This window comes from Rhodococcus quanlei, from assembly GCF_055231015.1.
Window position 1 is genome coordinate 84,628 of sequence record NZ_JBUYWD010000024.1, and the last position, 18,222, is coordinate 102,849.

Here is an 18,222-nt window from a genome sequence, read left to right on the forward strand (position 1 = left end):
GTCATGATCCGGGTCTCGCAATATTCATAGTTGAATCCGACTTCAGATTCAAGATCGGTGCGCTTGTCGGTTCGGCCAGGTGTGCCGCGCGACTCGCAAGAAGTTCCCGCCGAGGACTGCCGCGACGTCGTCGTCCGACCACCCGCGCTGCGACAGATGCTTCCCCAACGTGATGAATGCTTCGGGAGCCATCCACTCGATGGCGCCCCACTTCGTGTAGGACTCGTCGAACAGGTGGGGATTGGCCTCGATCTCCCTCAGGAAGTCCTCGGCATCGAGGGAGTGATCGGTACTGACACCGACGTGCTCGATGCCCACGAGTTCGACGGCGTACTCGAGGTGTTGCCGCATCGCGTCGAGAGTAGGTGTGTTGGGACCGAGAAAGATCCCCACACCCGTGATACCCACGACACCACCCGTCTCGGCGCAGGCACGAGCCTGGTCGTCGGAGATGTTCCTGGGGTGATCCCACACCGACCGCATACATGAATGGCTGTAGACGACGGGCCGTGTCGAGGCGGCGCACATGTCCAATCCGGTGCGTGTGCTGCAGTGCGATCCATCGGGAACCATCCCGACCGCATTCATCTCGGCCACCAGTGCACGTCCCCACCTCGTGAGTCCGTGGTCGTTGGCATCGAGGCACCCACTGCCCGCCTGGTTGGCGTGGTTGTACGTCGGCAGCATCGTTCGCACGCCGAGGTCGGTGAATGTGTGGAGATTGGCCAGGTCGCCGTCCAGAGGAGCTGAATCCTCGAGATCGAAAGCGACCCTGATCGTTCCACCGGCACCACCGACTTCGATATCTTCGACGAAGAACCCGAGGTCGAGACGTGGATGCTCGGCGATTCTGGCCGAAAGATTTCGGAGAAGCCGGGTCGAATCAGCGAAGCTGTGCGGCGAATACCCGGCGTTGACCGAGACGAAAGTCGCGCCGGGGTGACCGAAGCGCATCAGCGGCCCGACATCTGCGTCCGGCTGCAACGGCAGACAGGCGTGCTGGTCCCAGATCAGGGTCATAGGTGTTCATCCTGCCCTTCCCGGAAGGGCTACGCTCCGATACCGAACCGCTCGGCGAGTTGACGGCGAGTGTCGTCGGCGCAGGTGTCGAGGACCCCGGCAATGCCGAGTCGGGCCGCCGTCGAGGTTCTGCTGAAGGTCGTCGATCATCACAGCCTGTTCGGTGTGCACCTCGAGGCGATCACGGCCAGGGTGTCCGTATCCGGGGTGAGTACACCCCCGAAATCCACCAGCACGGCGGTGCGCGCCGAATCCTTCTCGAGTGTGGACATATACGCAGACGCCTCGGGTATCAGTCCTGAACCGGCAGGCGCAACGCATTTGCCCAGAGCCGTGTGGCGGTCGCGACGAGCGCCTCGAACGACGACGGCCGGCCACCGTCCGCCACGCTCGGCTCGATCACGAAGTAGGCGAATCCGAGACGGCTGATCATCCCCGACAACGCCAGCGATGCGAGAAGCGGATCCATCCGGTTGTCCGCGAGCCCCCGATCCTGCAGAGCTGCGATGCTGCGCGCGTTTCGCCGAACGAATGCGTCGGCACGCTTCTGCCGCAACCGCCGGAACTGCGGATCGATGTTGGCAACCTGTTCGAGCAGACCCATCAGCTTGGCGTTGCGCTGGTACGCGGCGAAGTAGGCACGGTTACTCGCCTCGATCACGGCCACCGGATCGTCGTCCGCCGCCACATGCGGCATACCCGGATGCATCATGTCTTCCTGCGCAGTCTCGAGAACCGCCGCGAAAATCTCTTCCTTACCCGCGAAGTACGTGTAGAAGGTGCCCGCGGAGCATTGCGCTTCCGCGGTGATGTCGATGAGCCGGGAGTCGAGATACCCGTCGCGCTCGAACACCGTGCGCGCCGCCGAGACCAGCGCCGACCTCGTGCGCAGCCCGCGGACGGTCGTCGGCAGGTCGCGCAACAGCGAAGTATCCGCCAACGAGGGCGGCTCCTCGTTTGCCTCGTCTGGTGCGTTGAGAGACATGCGCCTATTTATACGTCAACGATCGCCACGGATGCGCTCCCGGGACCACCGATCCTGACGAAATCAGCGTGTCGCACCTGGTACGCCGTGTTGTACTGGACTCCGTGGGAAACCCGCCTTCGTGACCGGTGGTGGGCCTGACGACCGCGTCGGAGGAGCAACCCGTGAGCACACTGGCATCATCCGAGAAGGATCAGAAGGACGCACCGGTACGTCGAGGCTGGCCGGTGTTCACCATCGTCGCAATCGCGATCATCGCGTTCTTCGCCGGCGGATTCGGCGGAACGTTCCAGAGCAAACTCACCGAGGTCCAGAAGAACGACAACGCTTCCTACCTGTCGGATACTGCCGAATCCACCTTGGTCACCAACGAATCCGCACAGTTCCTCCAGGTCGAGACCATCCCCGGTTTCGTACTGTTCCATAGTGAGACGGCACTCACCGACCAGGACAAGGCTGCGATTGCGCAGGCCCGTGTCGCGATAGCCGACATCTCCGGTGTGGATCCCCAGGCCATTGCGGACCCGAAGTACTCGGCCGACGGAACCACCGCATCCCTCTATGTGCCGCTGATCTCGCAGTCCGGAGGCGAGCCGGTAGCGGGTGACGTCCTCGCCGCCACGGAGGAGGATGTTCTCGCCGCCGCCGAGAAGGCAGTCTCCGAGCTCGAAGTCCTTCCCGCAGGACCAGCGGGGCTACTCATCGCCTTCATCGATGCGTTCGAAGGACTCGACGGCACCTTGCTGGGCGCGGCCCTGCTGGTCGTCATCCTGATTCTTCTGGTCGTCTACCGCTCACCGGTGTTGTGGTTTTTCCCCTTGCTCTCGGCGCTGCTCGCGTTGGGCCTCGCCTCGATGGTGATCTATCTGCTCGCCGACGCCGAACTCCTCACGCTCACCGGTCAGAGTCAAGGCATTCTGTTCGTGCTGGTGATCGGCGCGGGAACCGACTACGCATTGTTGCTGATCGCCCGCTATCGGGAAGAGCTGCATTTCCACACGAGCCGGTTCGACGCCATGATCAAGGCGTGGCGTGAATCCGCGCCCGCCATCACCGCGTCGGCCGTCACCGTGATCCTGGGTCTGCTGTGCTTGATGTTCTCGGAACTCAACTCGAACAAGAGTCTCGGCCCCGTGGCTGCGATCGGCATCGCCTGCACCTACCTGGTGATGATGACCTTCCTCCCGGTCGCATTGGCCGCCGCGGGCCGGTGGGTTTTCTGGCCCCGCAAACCCAAGGTCGATCAAGCTGCGGATGTGACCGCTCACGGCATCTGGGGGCGGATCGCTGGATTGGTCGGGCGCAAGGATCGACCACTCTGGATCGGCACCACCCTTCTGCTGCTGGTGCTGTTCTTCGTCGGCATCGGCAGCCTGAAGACCGACGGATTGTCTTCGACCGAGAACTTCACCAACACCCCTGATGCCGTGGTGGGACAGGAACTCTACGATTCGAAGTTCGACCCTGGCGCAGGCGCTCCTGCCGTGATCATCACCAACGCCGATTCGGTTGCCGCGGTGACCGATGCCGTCGAGGGGCTCGAGGGGGTGTCCCAGGATCCTGGAGCCGTGTGCCCGCAGGTGGACACCGCCAAGGTCGCAGAAGCGTTGAAGACCAATCCCGAGGCGGTGGCGGCGGGCGCCGGGGCGGGATGCGCGCCCGAGGCCTTCCAGGTCGCCCCCATCGACGGACGCATGATGTTGAACGTCGTATTGGCCGATTCGTACGACTCGGATGCAGCACTTGATACCGTGCAGCGTCTCCGCGACGCCGTCCATGCGATCCCCGGCGCCGACGCCCTGGTCGGTGGCACCACCGCAACCACACTCGATGTGCAGCAGGCGTCCGTGCACGACCGGAATCTGATCATCCCCATCGTGTTGGTGGTGATCTTCATCGTTCTTGCCGTTCTGCTTCGGGCGCTGCTGGTTCCGATTCTTCTCATCGGCACCGTCGTGTTGTCGTTCGCCGCGACCCTGGGTGTGTGCGGCCTGTTCTTCACACACGTATTCGGATTCGCCAACGCCGATCCAGCATTCCCCTTGTACGCCTTCGTGTTCCTGGTCGCACTGGGCATCGACTACAACATTTTCCTGATGACCCGTGTCCGTGAGGAAACGGAGCAGCACGGCACTCGCGACGGAGTGCTGCGTGGTCTTGCCGTCACCGGCGGTGTGATCACCTCGGCCGGCATCGTTCTTGCCGCCACGTTCGCTGTGTTGGGTGTGCTGCCGCTGGTGTTCCTGGCCGAAGTCGGTTTCGCGGTGTCGTTCGGCGTTCTGCTCGACACGATGATCGTGCGCAGCATCCTCGTCCCCGCGTTGTCGCACGACATCGGCAGGAAGATCTGGTGGCCATCGGCACTTGCCAAGGCGAATAGCTGAAGTTTCAACACTTGACGTTTCCGAGTACTGCCTGCGTACGCTCAGTGTGTCGCATCTGCTGTGTAAGCAGAAGGGAAGCGCGGTGGCTGCCAAAGAAGGGCGCGCCCGCGATCTCGACGTCTGTGTCTGCGCGACCGGCCTCGTGGGAGGCGATGCCGATGGCGCATGCGCCATCGAGCATCGTGGTCGGGGCCCGATTACTGTAGGCCTTGTCTCGCCCGGGTTTCGTGGGCGAGAAGATCCACGACCCCATACCCTCACCCACCGCCATCGCACCCGATACCGGGTCCGGCAGCGGGTGTGTCGCGCACCGATTCTCAATCAACCCGTACACCAGTCCCGACCTACTGGCCGACTGCGCATGACGTGCGTGAATCCGGCCCACCCAGGGTGTGGTCACATCACCACCTTTGGTTGATGCCGCCCACCAAGCCTCTTGCATACCGTTGGAGTCAACACCACAAAGGTGTAACCAACGGAAGGAAATACCATGAGTACCAACATCATTCAACGGCGCAACGCAGTAAGCATGGCGGCCGCTTTCGCGGCAGCAGGCGCTTCCCTGCTTCTCGCCGCGCCGAACGCATCCGCTACGGTAGTAGACCCGTCCCTCAAGGTGACCTCGAATGCAATGTTCGGGGTCTTCAGTCTCGCAGGCACCGACCACGGCACCACCTGCTCGTACGAACTGGCGGCAGAAGCAGGCGCCGCAAACGATGTGGCCAATTTCGCGCTCGCAGAGGAGGACCCCGCCAATCCTGGCACCTACCTTCCTCCCGTGCCGCTCGGCGCCAGCGATGCTGCAACCGCTGCCGGTGACCCGCTGACGTACGAGTGGGTTCCAGACGCCACGGGGAAGTATCAACTCTCGGTCACGGAAACCGGAGAAACGGTCGATGTGGAAGTTGCCTCGGGTATCGGCTTCGCTGGCTTCGTGTGCATTGTGCTCCCCGCATAATCCATGCACGGAACGAGGGAGGGGGCGGCTCATCTGTCACCCTCCCTCGCCACCGCGCCCGCTTGTCGACGCTCGTCACGGTGCAACAGTCATCGACCCATTACGGCACTCGCCCTGATCACACCGTTTCCAGGTCCGACACCGTCCCACCCAGCGTGTGGACGCTTCCCGTGGATTGCGCCTCACACCGACCCTGTTTTGTACCGTCGAAAAAGGTACCGAAATGACAATTGGAACAGAAGGACACACTATGCGTACCAACATGATTCAACGGCGCAGGACCGCTAGCGTGGCGGCCACTCTCGTGGCAGCCGGCGCGTCCGTACTACTGACCGGGTCCACCGCATCCGCGACCGTAACAGGCCCTTTCACCGTGGGAGCTCCAATTGCCTTTCCGGTCTTCACCAGCGCTGGCTACGGCACCTCCTGCACATACGAGTTGGCGGCGACGGCAGACAGTCCAGGCGATACCGCCCACTACGAGATAGCGAAATGGGATGACACCACTTCAGCTTTCTTGCCACCCGTGGCGCTCGGCGCCAGCACCTCAGCGTCTCCTGGCGCTTCTCCTGTCACCCCTGAGAAATTGACGCTCGAGTGGGTACCCGACGCCGTAGGGAAGTATCAAATTTCGCTAGTGGAAACCGGAGACAAGAAGACAGTGGAAGTTGCCAGCGGGTTCGCGATCCCAGGCGTATGCGTCATCTACGACAACCCATTCGCGTGATCCCAGAACGAAACGAGAGACGGGCGGCATACGACCTCGAGGACAACTCCATGTGGTCGTGTCGAACGAAGGGAAATACGATGACTACCCACATGATCCATCGAAGTAGGTCGGCAAGCACGGCGGTCGCTCTCGCGGCAACCGGCGCCTCCCTACTACTGGCAGCACCCAGCGCCTCTGCGGCTGTATCGGGACTCGATGTGACGCCGGGCGTGACGCCCTTCAGTCTCGCGGGCACCGACTACGGCACCACCTGCTCAATCGAACTGGCCGCTAACGCATCGCTTCCCGGCGGATTCACCATCTTCTACATAGACAAATGGGATGACGCCGCTTCAGACTACCTGCGGCACAAGGTAGTCCAAACATCCAGGGAACCAGCACCGGGACCGAGATCCGCCTTCTGGGAACCCACAGACGTGGGGAAGTATGAAATCACCCTGGCGGGGACCAGCGAAACGGAGACCATAGAAGTTGCCAACGGCATTGATATCGGCGGGTTGGTGTGCGTGGTGCTCCCCGCATTCCCGTGATCCCGCGCGCAGGCAGGGATGGGGCGGCGCATCTGCCGCCCCCTCCCTGCCGCCGTGCTACTTCGGCGCGAGACCGCTTTCCAGCACGCGGAGGTCGAACAGGTCACCGGGAACACGGGATAGCGTCGGGCCTGGCGCGAAAGGTCCGGGGTCCGGTACGTTCGCGTCATCGACTCCGCGCATGAGAATGCGGAAGAACTCGTGGTAGAGCTCCGAGTTCGCAGGGTTCGAGCTGGTGGCCTGTGACGCCTCCAGTCCGGTCCAGGTGACCGACATGCCCAGGCTCGGCATCACGAACACGTTCTGATTCATTGCACCGTTCAACGAGTAGAGATCGGTGGGGGCGCTGGGAATCATGCGGTGTCCGACCACTTCCTCCATCGGAAACGCAGGGCTCACACAGGTGTCTCCGGCGTTGGTCCACATGAGCAGGCTGTAGCAGCCGTTCTGCGGCGACGGCTCACCGAGTTTCGTGATGTACTCGGACGATAGAACACGGTGTCCGCTCCAGACTCCGTCGTTCGCGAGCATGACGCCGATTTTCGCGAAGTCCTTGGGCCGCATGAGCATATTGGCGTATCCGTACGTGTTCCCCGAACGGTCCCGCAGCCAGTTGTACGAACCTTCCGCGATACCGATCGGACCGAACAGCTCCCGTTGCGCGAAGGTTTGGATGTCCTCCTCGACCGCCTGGCCGACCACGTACGCCATCAGGTCCGCCGTGCGCTGGCTGTATTGGAAGTCTGCACCAGGCTCCCGAACGATAGGAAGGGACATCGCTTGACGCGGTAAACTCGGATCGTTGCCGATCGTCACGAACTCGAGGGGCAACGATTCGAGAAGACCCGATGTCTGGGTGAGCAGTTGCCGGACGGTGATCGCGCGGTGTGCGTCGTCGCCCAACCCTTCGGGCAGATAGGTGCCGATCGGGCCATCGAGATCGAGCTTTCCTCGGTCCCAGGCAACCCCGGCCACCAGTGACACGATTCCCTTGGTGGCGCTGAACAACTGCCACGGTTTGTCGGCGCTGTACTGGTTGTACGGACCCTCACCGATCAGACAATTGTCTCGAACCACCTGAATCGAAAAACGAAGGCGGGCACTCGCATACTCGAGAGCATCGTGAAGTGCACCCGGATCGACGCCCATGCTCTCGGGCGCACGCCGCTGAAAATCCGCACCTGCCGTAGGCACGGAACATCCATCTCGCACGGGTTCGGCCGAAGCCACCGGCGTGATCGTCATTCCCGCGAGAACCATTGCGCTCACCACGCCGGCGAACCACTTCATCCGAGCCCTCCCACACCGTCAGGAAATGCTTCACGAATGTGTCCCCCGTCACTGTTACACGGCCGGTCGAGCGAAACAACTACCCATACACCGCGTCGGCCCACAGATGAAACAGCGCATACGCGCGCCACGGGCGCCAATTCTCGGCAAGGCGCGCGGCTTCGGCGCTGCTGTCGACACCGAGGGCCCGCCTGAGCACCAGATCACCCGGGGCGAACGCGTCCGGATCTCCGAGAACCCGCACTGCGAGATAATCGGCTGTCCACGGTCCGATCCCCGGAACCGCGAGGAGTTCGCGGCGATACCGCGCCGAATCATCGCCTCGATGCAGTGACAAGTCGCGATGCAGTGACAACCCGTCACACACGGCGGACGCCAAGGCCGTGACGGCGCGCGCACGAGATCCCGTCAGACCCACCACCGAACGGAGGCTTTCTGTCGGTTCCGCGGCAAGACGCTCTGGGGTGGGAAACAACGTGAAGTCCCCGCGATCACGCCCGTAGGCGGCGACCAAACGAGAACCGAAAGTTCTTGCCGCAGCGACGGACACCTGCTGACCCACCACCGTGAGCACCGCCGTCTCGAAGCCATCGACCGACCCGAGCCTGCGCATCCCAGGGTTCCTCCGAACGAGCGGAGCCAACACCGGATCGCGCCGGAGCCCGGAATCGATGACTGCCGGCTCCGCATCGAGATCGAGCCATGACCGGACGATGCCGATGATCTCGTCGACGTCGACCTCCACAGATTCGATGTCCGCTTCCACGTGACAGGCCTCCGGACGAACCGTCAGCACCACCGTCGCCCACCCACTCGAACACTCGATGACGCGACCGTGGCTGCCGGTATACGGATCCTGCCGTTCCAGCCCATCGACCGCGTGCGCGGCCAGCGCGTTCCACAACGACTCGTGCGCGAAAGGCGGGTCGTAGGGAAGGCGAACGATCATATGGCCCGTTTCTCGAGTTCGAGTAGCGTCCGCTTGCGCTCGAGTCCGCCCGCATACCCGGTCAGGGAGCCGTCGCTGCCGACAACCCGGTGACACGGTACGACGATGCTGATCGGATTTGCACCGTTCGCCGCCGCGACGGCCCGCACCGCAGTAGGCCGGCCGAGTGCGGCGGCAAGATCGCGGTACGACCACGTCTGCCCGTACGGGATGGTCCTCAACGCTTCCCACACCTGACGCTGAAACGGCGTACCGCGGAGGTCGAGAGAGACGGTGAACTCCGCGCGCTCGCCCTCGAAGTACTCGGCGAGCTGGCACTGCACGCCACCGAAACCGTCGCCGGTCCTCGGCCCGAACGTCCTCGGGTCCGGGCTGTGTTTGTGCTCGCTCATGTAGACGCCCGCCAAGACCTCGGCCCTGTTGACCAAGGTCAGCGGTCCGATCGGGGAATCGACCTGCGTGTGGGTGACTGCCTCGACGTTCACGGATCCATCCTTTCACTCCGGTACGGCACCCGCGAGGTTCCCTCCACGGGGATTCCATGTACACACAGCAGACGCCGGGGCCGTGAAATATGTGAGGTGCCGTCCGCGATGATGTGGGCATGGATCTGCCGCCCATCACGCCCCGCGACATCGTGCGCACCGCTTCCGAGGTTGCGCGATGGTCGGTCGACACCACCGCATTCGTCGCCGGCCTCCCGATGCGCCTCAACGCACTGCTCGACCAGGTCGAGCTGCTGATGGCCCGTGTCGAGGAAGTCACCGAAGGCGCGGCGGTGGTCGTCGCCAGGGCCGGAGCGGTGACCGACGGCGCAGAGCAGGTCGTCACTACTGCCGGTCGAACATCCGACAGCGCCCAGCACCTGCTGGCCGTATACGAGCCGATGGCCACGCAGGCTGCGCCGCTGGCCCGGACATTCCTCGACGACCTGAGTCAGGACGAGATTCACGCAGCGATAGGACTCGTCGACCATCTCCCCGAACTCACCGCGCGAATGACGGCACTCATGCCGATCCTCGCCACACTCGACACCGTCTCACCCGAGATCCACGAACTGCTCGAGGTCGTCAAGGATGTCCGTCAGGCCATCCAGGGTGTCCCCGGATTCAAGTTCTTCCGCAAACGCGGAGAGGCGCAGGACGGCGAGTAATGCGACTTCCCCTGTGCGTGGTTGACGAGTCCAGACACTCGTTAACCACGCACAGGCTCAGGCCTCTGTGCGTGGTTAACGGTGCTCACGTCCCACGGTCCATTACAGTCGACGGAGCACGACCTCCGAGACGAAGGCGAGCCCACCGATGCCCACAATTCATCACTGCGCGGTTGCAGCTGTACCCCTCGATGTCGCTTTCGCCTACCTGGACGATTACGAGACCGTGCCCGACTGGATGTTCGGCGTTTCGGAATTCACCCCAACCGGCGAGTTCGTCCAGGGCCTGGGGGCCACATTCGATGCCACTATGCATGTCGGCCCCACGAAGCTCGGTTCCCGGGTCGAGGTCACCGAATGGATCGAGAACGAGGTGATCACCATCGCTTCACTCGACGGTGTGGCGAACTCGTCGACCTGGCGTTTCACTGCGGTCGACGACAGCCACACCGAGTTGACCGTCGACTTCGCCTACAAGCTTCCCGGCGGTCTCGCCGGGAAGGCTCTGGGTCACCTCGTCGGACCGTTCGTGGAAAGTGCCATCAAGAACACCGAGAGCACCCTTCGGCGAAACCTCGAAAGCCTCCCGCAAGGCGAACACTGATTCGTTCAGGTGACGGTGATTCCGCCGTCGACCGGAATGGTCTGGCCCGTCACGTAGGCCGCCGCATCCGACGACAGCCACACCACCGTCGCCGCAAGCTCTTCGGGATCACCCAGCCGCCCCAACAACAGCCTGGGCTTCATGCTCTCCAGATAGCCCTCGTGATATTGGTCGGTCATCTCCGTGGCGAAGAAGCCCGGCGCAATAGCGTTGACACGGATACCTTTTCGCATCCCCCACTGCTGGGCGAGATCACGTGTCAAACCGATGATGCCCGCCTTGCTCGCCGCGTAGGCAGCCTGCGGAAGTCCCGCCGTGGTCAGACCGAGAACGCTGGAAATGTTCACGATTGCGCTGCCTGGCAGCATTACCTTCCCGGCGGCCTGTGCGGCCCAGTAGGAGCCGTTCAGGTTGACGTCGATGACCTGCCGGAATTGTTCGGGTGTCTCCCGCGTCGCGGGGAATGCCGTACCGATACCGGCATTGTTGATCAGTACATCGACCTTGCCGAACTTCTCCATCGCAGCCTCGATCATGTGCTGCGCCTGTTCGGGTTCGGCGATATCGGTGGCCACGGTCAGGGCCTCGCGACCGGCCGAACGCACCAATTCCGCTGTGGTCTCGAGCTTGTCGGTCCGGCGCGCCGCCAGCACCACGTCGGCACCCGCCTCCGCACTTGCTTTCGCAAACGCCACACCCAGCCCGGACGACGCGCCCGTCACTACCACTACCCGATCTTTCAGCGTGAACTTGTCGAGAACGGACATCTGTCGATACTCCTTCGTCGCCGAGGTGAGTGAACGCCTGCAACTACTTTGCCAGTGCCTGCTACGGCTCAGAGACCGAGGTCGCGGCCGATGAGTTCCTTCATGATCTCGTTGGAGCCGGCCCAGATCTTGGTGACGCGGGCGTCCATCCACGCGCGAGCGGCGCGGTATTCGGTCATGAATCCGTAGCCGCCGTGGAGCTGCACGCAGTGGTCGAGAACGTCGTTCTGCACCTGCGCAGTCCACCACTTGGCCTTGGCGGCGTCGATTGCGGTCAGTTCACCGGCAGCGTGGGCAGCGACGCAGCTGTCGACGTACGCCTGGGTCACCTCGACACGAGTGACGAGGTCCGCAAGCAGGAATTTGTTCCACTGGAGTGAACCGATGGGCTGGCCGAACGCCTTGCGCTCCTTGGCATATTGGAGAGTCTCTTCGAGAATGGCCGCGACGTGCGCGAGGTTGGACACTGCCGCCCCGACCCGTTCCTGCGGCAGCATTTCCATCATGTGAATGAACCCGCGGTCGAGCTCGCCGATCATGTTTGCGGACGGCACGCGCACGTCTTGAAAGAAGAGTTCCGCTGTGTCCGATTCGTGCTGGCCGACCTTGTCGAGTTTGCGTCCGCGCTCGAACCCTTCCATCCCGGTTTCGACGGCAAACAGGGTGATACCCTTCGCCTTCTTCTCCGGGCTGGTGCGGGCGGCGACGATGACCAGGTCGGCGTTGTATCCGTTGGTGATGAATGTCTTGGAGCCGTTGATGATCCAGTCGTCGCCATCACGGACGGCAGTTGTCTTGAGTGCTGCAAGATCGGAGCCGCCCGAAGGCTCGGTCATGCCGATACCGGTGAGCAGTTCACCGGTGCAGAACTTGGGCAGCCAGCGCTGCTTCTGCTCCTCGGTGGTGAGCTGCACCAGGTAGGGCGCAACGATGTCGGCGTGAATGCCGAAACTCGACGAGATGGCCGCACTTGCCCGCGAGAACTCCTCAGCGAGAACGGCGTTGAACCGGTAGTCGCCTGCCTCGCTGCCGCCGTACTGCTCCGGAACCTCGAGCCCGAGGAACCCGTTACGGCCGGCTTCGAGCCAGATCTCCCGGTCGATGAAGCGCTGCTCGATCAGTTTGTCCGCCACCGGTGTGATGTTGCGATTTACGAACTCCCGAACCGACTCGCGGAATGCCTCGTGGTCGGGGCCGTACAGGGTGCGTCGCATCGTCGCTCGTTCTCCTCGTTCTAAGCGTTCGCTTATTTTCTAAGCGCTTGCTTATAATCGTGTGGGCGGGCGATATTGTCAAGAGTCGATTCGAGGACGGAGGTGACGGTGTGCCCGAGGTACCCGCACAGACGATCAGCACGTCGAAGGCTGCGGCACGGATTCGCGCTGCCGCGATCGACGCCTTCGCCGCCGGCGGCTACGGGGGAACGACCACCCGCGACATCGCCGCCCGCCTCGACATGAGCCCCGCCGCGATGTATCCGCACTACCGATCCAAAGAGGATCTGCTTTTCGCAATCAGCTACGAGGGGCACCGTGTGGCGCACGATGTAGTCGCTGCCGCCGACCGGAGGGATGCCTCCCCCATCGACCGTCTGCGCTCCGTGATCTCGGCCTTCGCGAGTTGGCAGGCCACCCATCACGCGCAGGCGCGGGTCATCCAGTACGAACTCACCGCGCTGACGCGCGACCATTACCGCACCGTCGTCCGGATGAGACGAGAAACGACGGCCGTCATCCGGTCCGTGGTCGACGCCGGAATCGAATCCGGGGCCTTCACCGTCCCCGACGCGGAGGGTGTCACCTTGGCCTTGGCGTCGTTGTGTGTGGACGTGTGCCGCTGGTTTCCCGCCGGTGCATACACCGACCCGCAGATGGTCGGCGACCTGTATGCCGATTTGGCGACACGCATGGTCGGCGCGCGATAAGCCTGGCACCTGTGAGTGCTCGAGGAGTCCAGAGACTCGTTAACCACGCACAGAGGACGGGAGGTAACATCGCGCACGACTGGCGCCAACCGCACGAACCCGGGGGATTCACATGTCGGACCCGTTGTACTTGGACGACGGCACCGCAGCAGAGTGCGTGGCACTCTGCGACAGCCTCATCGCAAAGTTCGACAAAGCAATCGAAGAGTGCCGTGCCTTCGATCGAATTTCTGGTTTCGGTGGATTCGATTCTGCCCAGCAGTTGCAGCGGGGGTTCGAGGACAAGCTGGTCAACTCGCCCGCCTCTGTCCGAAACCGGCTTTATCAGTTTCAAGATGCGGTGAAACTATTGCGCGCGACGTTCGAGGCAAACGGCAAGGGCTTCGAGGACACTGAAAGCGAAGTTTACCAAGCTATCCGTGCGATCGGATCGGTCGAGCAGCTGTGAGGCGTTCAGTAGCTGCTGGAGTGGTCGCGTTGTGCGCTACGGTTCTGCCCGGCTGCGCAACCTCCGGTCCCCAAGACGGCGCCACCAGCGAAACAACAGCTCAGACCTCCCAGTCCACGGAAGAATCGGGGCGGCCGTCGGTCGCGTTCGATCCGTGCCGGGATGTTCCCGATGACGTAATTTCCCAGGCTGGCTACGATCCCGCCTCTAGGGAGGCTTCCGTGTACCCCATGTCCGGGTACACGTTCTTGAGGTGCTATTTCGAAACGCCGGTCCGGGAATACGGGCTGAGCCTTCTCTCGGGCAACATCACCTTCGCGGAGGAGGAGAAGAAGACCGAGGCGTTCGCGGAGCCCATCGAAATCAATGGTCGACGTGCCCTTCTCGAATTGGATCCAACTGACCGAGACGGCTGCGCGATCTCGCTGGAAACCAACTACGGGATCCTCATCGTGCTCCGTGGTCTCCATCACGATTACATCGGCCCGGCTCCGCGGGATGAATGGTGCGCCGGACTCGACGACACTGCCCGCCTGATCGAACCGCTTCTCGCGGACGGGTGACCGCGAGGCACAGTGGAACCAATACATATCGAGCTTCATTCGTAGTTCAGAGGGGAAATAGGAATGGGACCGACTCCGCCGCAAGGATCGAACGATCCGCAATTCTCACCGCTGCCGTTCGACGTGCTGAATCCGACCACGGAGTCGCCGTCGACGACCTCTCTTCCCTTCGGCGTTCTCGATTCGACAACGACTTCGGTGGCAGATGGAAGTCCCGCCGACTTCCCCTCGGAGTTGGCCGCCGTGAATCCGATCGCCGCGCTCATGAACGTCGACCTTCCGACGCCCACCGAACTGTACGAAGAAGGCCTCGCAGCGGTTCAAGAATCCATCGGCGGCAACCACGTCGTCGACACCTCGTACATCACGCAACCCGAGAACTTCGCCAGTTGGCCTTCCTACAATTCCCTGGCCATCCAGGTCGCCGATATGAAGCCGGATAACGTCGACGCACTCGCCACGGCATGCAAGACGATTGCGGACATGGGGCTCGATGAGGAGCTGCAGGCGATCGTCAATCTGATAGACAGGCAGTGGACCGGCGTCGCCGCAACCGCCGCGACCGCAGCCGTCTCCTCGATGTCCGGTGACGTCACAGAACTGAACACCGGAATTACGGACGTGGGAACGCGCCTCGAATTCGTTTCCAGCACAGCTGGTCTCATCCGTCTCAAGATTCCGTTCAAACCGGAACTGGAGGTGGCGAAGGCGGTAGCGGCCGCTTCACCCGGATCCATGGCGCGCTACGCCGCCGACGTCAAGGCGGAGATGGAACGTCTCGACGCCGTCGCGGCACTCGAGTCGATCTACACCCCCAGTTACACCGACGCCGGCACCGGTGTTCCGGTTCTTCCGGAGCCCAAGTTCGTACAGGGCGCCGGCGGAGCAACGGACAGTGTGCGGGGAACACTTTTCGGCGGTCCGGCTCACACCGGCACTCCGGTCACCAACCCCGGTGCTGCCGAGGGCAACCCCAGTGCGGTCGAGAGCAAACCAACCGGTCAGCCCGGCGCACAGGACCCTGCCGCCACGGCTGCCACAGGCGAGCAGGCCGCACCCGGCCAGCTCGGGGGACCGGCATCCGCGGAAGGCCCGGCGAGCACCAGCGCGGCGGCAACGATGAATCCCAACGCGATCGGCGCCAGTGGCCAGGTCGATGCCGAGACCACACGTGGTGGTGTCACCGGTGGAAGCACCGGTGTCGGTGGCGCGACGGGGCAGAGCGTGGGGGGAAGCGCGTATCTGCGCGGCGCGGGCGGAGGCTCGGGCAGTTCTGGCTCGCGAAGCAGTGAGCACAACCAGGAAGGCGTTCAGTCCGGCGCCGTCGGGCTGGTCCCGGGAGTACCGCCGGGTGCGGCCGCGCTCGGTGCCGGGGTCGGAGCCGGTGCGGGTGCGGCTGTCGGTGCGGGCGCCGCGGCGGCCTCCCCAACGAGCCTCGCACGTCCGGGCATGGGCATGGGCATGGGTGGCCCGATGATGGCCGCACCCCGCGGCGCGGCAACCGGCGGCGACGACGACACAGAACACGAGACGCCCAGCTATCTCGTCACGGTCGACAACGGCAACGAACTCATCGGCCCCATCGATCGGGTCTCACCTCCGGTGATCGGCGCGTGATCTGGGAGCTGCGCTCCGAGCAGTTCATGACCCTCTGGGAGGCAACCGATCTCGACCGGATGCCCTACCCACTGCGGTACCGCTCGAGCGCCACGACGATGGACGCCCGAGTGGTGGTCGAACACCAGCTCCGCGCCTGGCACGCGTCCCTGAACGACCCCAAGCTGACGGCCTGCGTTCAGGCGCTCCGCCACCCGGACTATTCGGTGACGGTGTTCGTTCCCGACGAGGCCGACGGTCACCCAGACGGCGGTGCTCTCGACGAGACGACGGCTGTTCGTCGGCGCGGATGCGTCCGGGGCCGGATCGCGGTGATGGCGGAGCAGATGCCCGGCCCGGTCGGCCACGGCACCATCGCGCTGCAGGCCAGCCACGGCACCGACACCGAGAACCGCCGGTGGTTGGCCACCCAGCTCACCGCCGGACTGCCCGAGGTTCCGCCGGGCAGCATTCGCTCCCTGTCGAGCCTGCCCGAGGGCCTCGAGCGACGCCAAGCCGGGTCGACGATGGTGCTCCACAACAGTGCGGTGCCGGACGGCGAGCGCATGCGCCGACTACTCACCCGCCCGCGCACTTCCAACGGCTACGTGTGCCTGCTCGGCCCGCGCAGAGGCCTCGAGGAACCTCCGGTCGACGAGATGGCCTGGTTCGATATCGCCGACGACGGCCGCTACCTGCACTTCGTCGACCATCAGGTTCGCCTTCGGGCCGTCTCGCGCAACGACCTGCGAAACGAATTCGAGCTCCGGTTCGAGAAGCACGCCACGGGTCCTTCAACGGAACGTGTGTCGCCGCTAGTGTGAATACATGACCGAACGGGAACGGGACAGCACGGGCAAACCGCTCAATGCACGCCCGCGTGACGAACTCGGGCGACCGCTCCCCCGAGGCGCCGAAGGTGTACCCCGTATCCCCGACGATCTTCAGCTTCCCCCGAACGAATCGATCGCCGAGGCTCAGCGCCTCCTCGACCACAACATGCCGTTCCACGCTCATGAGGTGCTGGAGGGCACCTGGAAGATCGCAACCGAGGACGAACGCGAATTGTGGCAGGGCCTCGCGCAACTCGCAGTCGGCCTGACGCACTTGATGCGCGGAAACAAGAGCGGCGCGGTCACCCTGTTGCAGCGGGGACACGACCGCATTCGGCATTACGAAGAAGAAGCTCCGCATCTGCTCGACATCTCCGGCCTGATGATCTGGGCCGAGCACCTGATCGCCGAGATCGAGGGAGGGCTCGAGATTCCCACTGTTCCCGTGCCTCGCCTACGGATTCCCTGATGGGTGGTACCGAACCGTTCGAGCTCCCCATGTTCCCGCTCGGATCGGCCATTCTGCCGGGCGACAAGCTTCCCCTCCATGTGTTCGAGCCCCGCTATCGGGACCTGGTACACGCATGTCTGGCCGCACCGGAGCCACGGTTCGGCGTGGTGTTGATCGCACGCGGCAGTGAAGTCGGCGGCGGCGACGTTCGGCATGACGTCGGCACCATCGCTCACATCGACACCCACGCCGCGATCGGCGACGGCAGGTTCGAACTGCTGTGCCGCACAACGGATCGCATTCGTGTGACGAAATGGCTCGAGGACGACCCCTACCCGCGCGCCCTGGTCGAATCGTGGCCCGACGAGAACGAAGGCGCACCGGTTACCGAGTGGGAGTACAGCACGCTGGGCGAACGGATCGATCTGCTGTACGGCCTGCTCGGCAAGCTGGCCGCGAAGACCGACACGCCGCCGCCCACACCACCCACCATGGCCGCATTTCAGGGGACTCTCGGCAACAAGCTGTTCGAGATAGCCACGTACGTTCCGATGGGCGATGCCGACAAGCTTGCACTACTGGCGGCACCCGGAGCCGACGAGCGGATCCGCACCTTGGCCGAAACCATCGAGAATGCGATCGAGATGGTGCAGTTCCGGCTCCTGTGAACAGGACGTGGCTGTGACCAGGTAGACAGCGCCGCGTTTTCACTCTGCCGAAGAGGATGTGTACAGTGGACGGTACGACGCGGGGTGGAGCAGCTCGGTAGCTCGCTGGGCTCATAACCCAGAGGTCGCAGGTTCAAATCCTGTCCCCGCTACTAGAGAACGCCCCTCACCAGGCAATACGTCGGGTGAGGGGCGTTCTAATATCTCAGCCGGTGTGGAGCTACGACGCATGGCAAAGAAGCCGGCGATGAATGGATGAGCCACCGATTCCGTTTGAGCACCAGGGTTGCTTCGACGCAACCGATCCCTTACCCTCGATCGCAGTAGCTAGGGATGAAACAGCTCCCCGAGCGCTAATTCGAGAACCCC

The 18,222-nt window shown here is 63.4% G+C and carries 21 protein-coding genes, 1 tRNA gene and 1 pseudogene; 14 read left to right on the forward strand and 9 right to left on the reverse strand.

Going from position 1 to position 18,222, the window contains the following annotated elements:
* Window positions 1-48 precede the first annotated feature (48 nt).
* The 4 genes and pseudogenes from ACZI8Q_RS17635 to ACZI8Q_RS17650 form a co-directional block, all read right to left on the reverse strand.
* On the reverse strand, window positions 49-1,020 hold the full coding sequence (locus ACZI8Q_RS17635) for a dipeptidase (RefSeq protein ID WP_463374865.1): 972 nt from the start codon (window positions 1,018-1,020) through the stop codon (window positions 49-51).
* Window positions 1,021-1,049: 29 nt separating this feature from the next.
* Window positions 1,050-1,203 (reverse strand): annotated as a pseudogene (locus ACZI8Q_RS17640) (HAD family phosphatase); the annotation flags it as partial.
* Window positions 1,170-1,292 carry a hypothetical protein gene (locus tag ACZI8Q_RS17645; protein ID WP_463374909.1) on the reverse strand — a complete coding sequence of 41 codons (123 nt, stop codon included), beginning with the start codon at window positions 1,290-1,292 and terminating at the stop codon, window positions 1,170-1,172. The pseudogene ACZI8Q_RS17640 and the gene ACZI8Q_RS17645, both read right to left, overlap by 34 nt.
* A gap of 20 nt (window positions 1,293-1,312) precedes the next feature.
* Complete coding sequence (locus ACZI8Q_RS17650; protein WP_463374866.1) at window positions 1,313-2,005, reverse strand: TetR/AcrR family transcriptional regulator; 693 nt, start codon at window positions 2,003-2,005, stop codon at window positions 1,313-1,315.
* 164 nt (window positions 2,006-2,169) lie between these two features.
* Here ACZI8Q_RS17650 and ACZI8Q_RS17655 point away from each other — a divergent pair, with 164 nt between their 5' ends.
* From ACZI8Q_RS17655 to ACZI8Q_RS17670, 4 genes are all read left to right on the forward strand, one after another.
* Window positions 2,170-4,389 carry an MMPL family transporter gene (locus ACZI8Q_RS17655; RefSeq protein WP_463374867.1) on the forward strand — a complete coding sequence of 740 codons (2,220 nt, stop codon included), beginning with the start codon at window positions 2,170-2,172 and terminating at the stop codon, window positions 4,387-4,389.
* 490 nt (window positions 4,390-4,879) lie between these two features.
* Complete coding sequence (locus ACZI8Q_RS17660; protein ID WP_463374868.1) at window positions 4,880-5,347, forward strand: hypothetical protein; 468 nt, start codon at window positions 4,880-4,882, stop codon at window positions 5,345-5,347.
* A gap of 289 nt (window positions 5,348-5,636) precedes the next feature.
* Window positions 5,637-6,074: a hypothetical protein gene (locus ACZI8Q_RS17665; protein WP_463374869.1), complete on the forward strand. Its 438-nt coding sequence runs from the start codon at window positions 5,637-5,639 to the stop codon at window positions 6,072-6,074.
* A gap of 80 nt (window positions 6,075-6,154) precedes the next feature.
* Entirely contained in the window at window positions 6,155-6,607 is a 453-nt protein-coding gene (locus tag ACZI8Q_RS17670; protein ID WP_463374870.1) for a hypothetical protein, read from the forward strand.
* A gap of 57 nt (window positions 6,608-6,664) precedes the next feature.
* On the opposite strand, the gene ACZI8Q_RS17675 is transcribed toward ACZI8Q_RS17670, so the two are convergent.
* The 3 genes from ACZI8Q_RS17675 to ACZI8Q_RS17685 all read right to left on the reverse strand — a co-directional run bounded on the left by ACZI8Q_RS17675 (window position 6,665) and on the right by ACZI8Q_RS17685 (window position 9,331).
* On the reverse strand, window positions 6,665-7,897 hold the full coding sequence (locus ACZI8Q_RS17675; protein ID WP_463374871.1) for a serine hydrolase domain-containing protein: 1,233 nt from the start codon (window positions 7,895-7,897) through the stop codon (window positions 6,665-6,667).
* A 79-nt stretch (window positions 7,898-7,976) separates the two neighbouring features.
* Window positions 7,977-8,846, reverse strand: a complete 870-nt coding sequence (locus tag ACZI8Q_RS17680; RefSeq protein WP_463374872.1) for a DNA-3-methyladenine glycosylase family protein — start codon at window positions 8,844-8,846, stop codon at window positions 7,977-7,979.
* Window positions 8,843-9,331 (reverse strand): methylated-DNA--[protein]-cysteine S-methyltransferase, encoded by a 489-nt coding sequence (locus ACZI8Q_RS17685; protein ID WP_463374873.1) that lies wholly within the window; start codon window positions 9,329-9,331, stop codon window positions 8,843-8,845. Before ACZI8Q_RS17685 ends, ACZI8Q_RS17680 begins: the two co-directional genes overlap by 4 nt.
* Window positions 9,332-9,450: 119 nt before the next feature.
* On the opposite strand from ACZI8Q_RS17685, the gene ACZI8Q_RS17690 reads away from it, so the two are divergent.
* Window positions 9,451-9,999 carry a ribulose 1,5-bisphosphate carboxylase large subunit gene (locus ACZI8Q_RS17690; protein ID WP_463374874.1) on the forward strand — a complete coding sequence of 183 codons (549 nt, stop codon included), beginning with the start codon at window positions 9,451-9,453 and terminating at the stop codon, window positions 9,997-9,999.
* A gap of 148 nt (window positions 10,000-10,147) precedes the next feature.
* Complete coding sequence (locus ACZI8Q_RS17695) at window positions 10,148-10,603, forward strand: SRPBCC family protein (RefSeq protein WP_463374875.1); 456 nt, start codon at window positions 10,148-10,150, stop codon at window positions 10,601-10,603.
* 5 nt (window positions 10,604-10,608) lie between these two features.
* Here ACZI8Q_RS17695 and ACZI8Q_RS17700 read toward each other — a convergent pair whose 3' ends face one another.
* Both ACZI8Q_RS17700 and ACZI8Q_RS17705 read right to left on the reverse strand, forming a co-directional pair.
* A complete protein-coding gene (locus ACZI8Q_RS17700; RefSeq protein WP_463374876.1) occupies window positions 10,609-11,370 on the reverse strand; it encodes an SDR family NAD(P)-dependent oxidoreductase in 762 nt (253 codons plus the stop codon).
* Window positions 11,371-11,438: 68 nt separating this feature from the next.
* A complete protein-coding gene (locus tag ACZI8Q_RS17705) occupies window positions 11,439-12,584 on the reverse strand; it encodes an acyl-CoA dehydrogenase family protein (RefSeq protein WP_463374877.1) in 1,146 nt (381 codons plus the stop codon).
* A gap of 110 nt (window positions 12,585-12,694) precedes the next feature.
* On the opposite strand from ACZI8Q_RS17705, the gene ACZI8Q_RS17710 reads away from it, so the two are divergent.
* From ACZI8Q_RS17710 to ACZI8Q_RS17745, 8 genes are all read left to right on the forward strand, one after another.
* Window positions 12,695-13,294 carry a TetR/AcrR family transcriptional regulator gene (locus ACZI8Q_RS17710; RefSeq protein ID WP_463374878.1) on the forward strand — a complete coding sequence of 200 codons (600 nt, stop codon included), beginning with the start codon at window positions 12,695-12,697 and terminating at the stop codon, window positions 13,292-13,294.
* A gap of 112 nt (window positions 13,295-13,406) precedes the next feature.
* Window positions 13,407-13,742, forward strand: a complete 336-nt coding sequence (locus tag ACZI8Q_RS17715) for a hypothetical protein (RefSeq protein WP_463374879.1) — start codon at window positions 13,407-13,409, stop codon at window positions 13,740-13,742.
* Window positions 13,743-13,762: 20 nt separating this feature from the next.
* Window positions 13,763-14,305 carry a DUF3558 domain-containing protein gene (locus ACZI8Q_RS17720; protein WP_463374906.1) on the forward strand — a complete coding sequence of 181 codons (543 nt, stop codon included), beginning with the start codon at window positions 13,763-13,765 and terminating at the stop codon, window positions 14,303-14,305.
* 63 nt (window positions 14,306-14,368) lie between these two features.
* Window positions 14,369-15,922: a hypothetical protein gene (locus tag ACZI8Q_RS17725; protein ID WP_463374880.1), complete on the forward strand. Its 1,554-nt coding sequence runs from the start codon at window positions 14,369-14,371 to the stop codon at window positions 15,920-15,922.
* A complete protein-coding gene (locus ACZI8Q_RS17730; RefSeq protein ID WP_463374881.1) occupies window positions 15,919-16,725 on the forward strand; it encodes an ESX secretion-associated protein EspG in 807 nt (268 codons plus the stop codon). The genes ACZI8Q_RS17725 and ACZI8Q_RS17730 overlap by 4 nt, the downstream gene beginning before the upstream one ends.
* A 4-nt stretch (window positions 16,726-16,729) precedes the next feature.
* On the forward strand, window positions 16,730-17,203 hold the full coding sequence (locus ACZI8Q_RS17735) for a DUF309 domain-containing protein (RefSeq protein WP_463374882.1): 474 nt from the start codon (window positions 16,730-16,732) through the stop codon (window positions 17,201-17,203).
* The gene (locus ACZI8Q_RS17740; protein WP_463374883.1) at window positions 17,203-17,853 is read left to right on the forward strand and encodes an LON peptidase substrate-binding domain-containing protein; all 651 of its coding nucleotides are present in this window, start codon (window positions 17,203-17,205) and stop codon (window positions 17,851-17,853) included. The genes ACZI8Q_RS17735 and ACZI8Q_RS17740 overlap by 1 nt, the downstream gene beginning before the upstream one ends.
* Window positions 17,854-17,931: 78 nt before the next feature.
* Window positions 17,932-18,005 (forward strand) — tRNA-Met (locus ACZI8Q_RS17745).
* The last annotated feature ends 217 nt before the right edge of the window (window positions 18,006-18,222 follow it).

What these genes read in the sequence shown, in the direction of transcription:
- ACZI8Q_RS17635 (WP_463374865.1), bottom strand. Translation starts at nt 1,020, where the DNA reads ATGACCCTGATCTGGGACCAGCACGCCTGTCTGCCGTTGCAGCCGGAC.
- ACZI8Q_RS17645 (WP_463374909.1), bottom strand. Translation starts at nt 1,292, where the DNA reads ATGTCCACACTCGAGAAGGATTCGGCGCGCACCGCCGTGCTGGTGGAT.
- ACZI8Q_RS17650 (WP_463374866.1), bottom strand. Translation starts at nt 2,005, where the DNA reads ATGTCTCTCAACGCACCAGACGAGGCAAACGAGGAGCCGCCCTCGTTG.
- ACZI8Q_RS17660 (WP_463374868.1), top strand. Translation starts at nt 4,880, where the DNA reads ATGAGTACCAACATCATTCAACGGCGCAACGCAGTAAGCATGGCGGCC.
- ACZI8Q_RS17670 (WP_463374870.1), top strand. Translation starts at nt 6,155, where the DNA reads ATGACTACCCACATGATCCATCGAAGTAGGTCGGCAAGCACGGCGGTC.
- ACZI8Q_RS17675 (WP_463374871.1), bottom strand. Translation starts at nt 7,897, where the DNA reads ATGAAGTGGTTCGCCGGCGTGGTGAGCGCAATGGTTCTCGCGGGAATG.
- ACZI8Q_RS17680 (WP_463374872.1), bottom strand. Translation starts at nt 8,846, where the DNA reads ATGATCGTTCGCCTTCCCTACGACCCGCCTTTCGCGCACGAGTCGTTG.
- ACZI8Q_RS17690 (WP_463374874.1), top strand. Translation starts at nt 9,451, where the DNA reads ATGGATCTGCCGCCCATCACGCCCCGCGACATCGTGCGCACCGCTTCC.
- ACZI8Q_RS17695 (WP_463374875.1), top strand. Translation starts at nt 10,148, where the DNA reads ATGCCCACAATTCATCACTGCGCGGTTGCAGCTGTACCCCTCGATGTC.
- ACZI8Q_RS17700 (WP_463374876.1), bottom strand. Translation starts at nt 11,370, where the DNA reads ATGTCCGTTCTCGACAAGTTCACGCTGAAAGATCGGGTAGTGGTAGTG.
- ACZI8Q_RS17705 (WP_463374877.1), bottom strand. Translation starts at nt 12,584, where the DNA reads ATGCGACGCACCCTGTACGGCCCCGACCACGAGGCATTCCGCGAGTCG.
- ACZI8Q_RS17715 (WP_463374879.1), top strand. Translation starts at nt 13,407, where the DNA reads ATGTCGGACCCGTTGTACTTGGACGACGGCACCGCAGCAGAGTGCGTG.
- ACZI8Q_RS17725 (WP_463374880.1), top strand. Translation starts at nt 14,369, where the DNA reads ATGGGACCGACTCCGCCGCAAGGATCGAACGATCCGCAATTCTCACCG.
- ACZI8Q_RS17735 (WP_463374882.1), top strand. Translation starts at nt 16,730, where the DNA reads ATGACCGAACGGGAACGGGACAGCACGGGCAAACCGCTCAATGCACGC.
- ACZI8Q_RS17740 (WP_463374883.1), top strand. Translation starts at nt 17,203, where the DNA reads ATGGGTGGTACCGAACCGTTCGAGCTCCCCATGTTCCCGCTCGGATCG.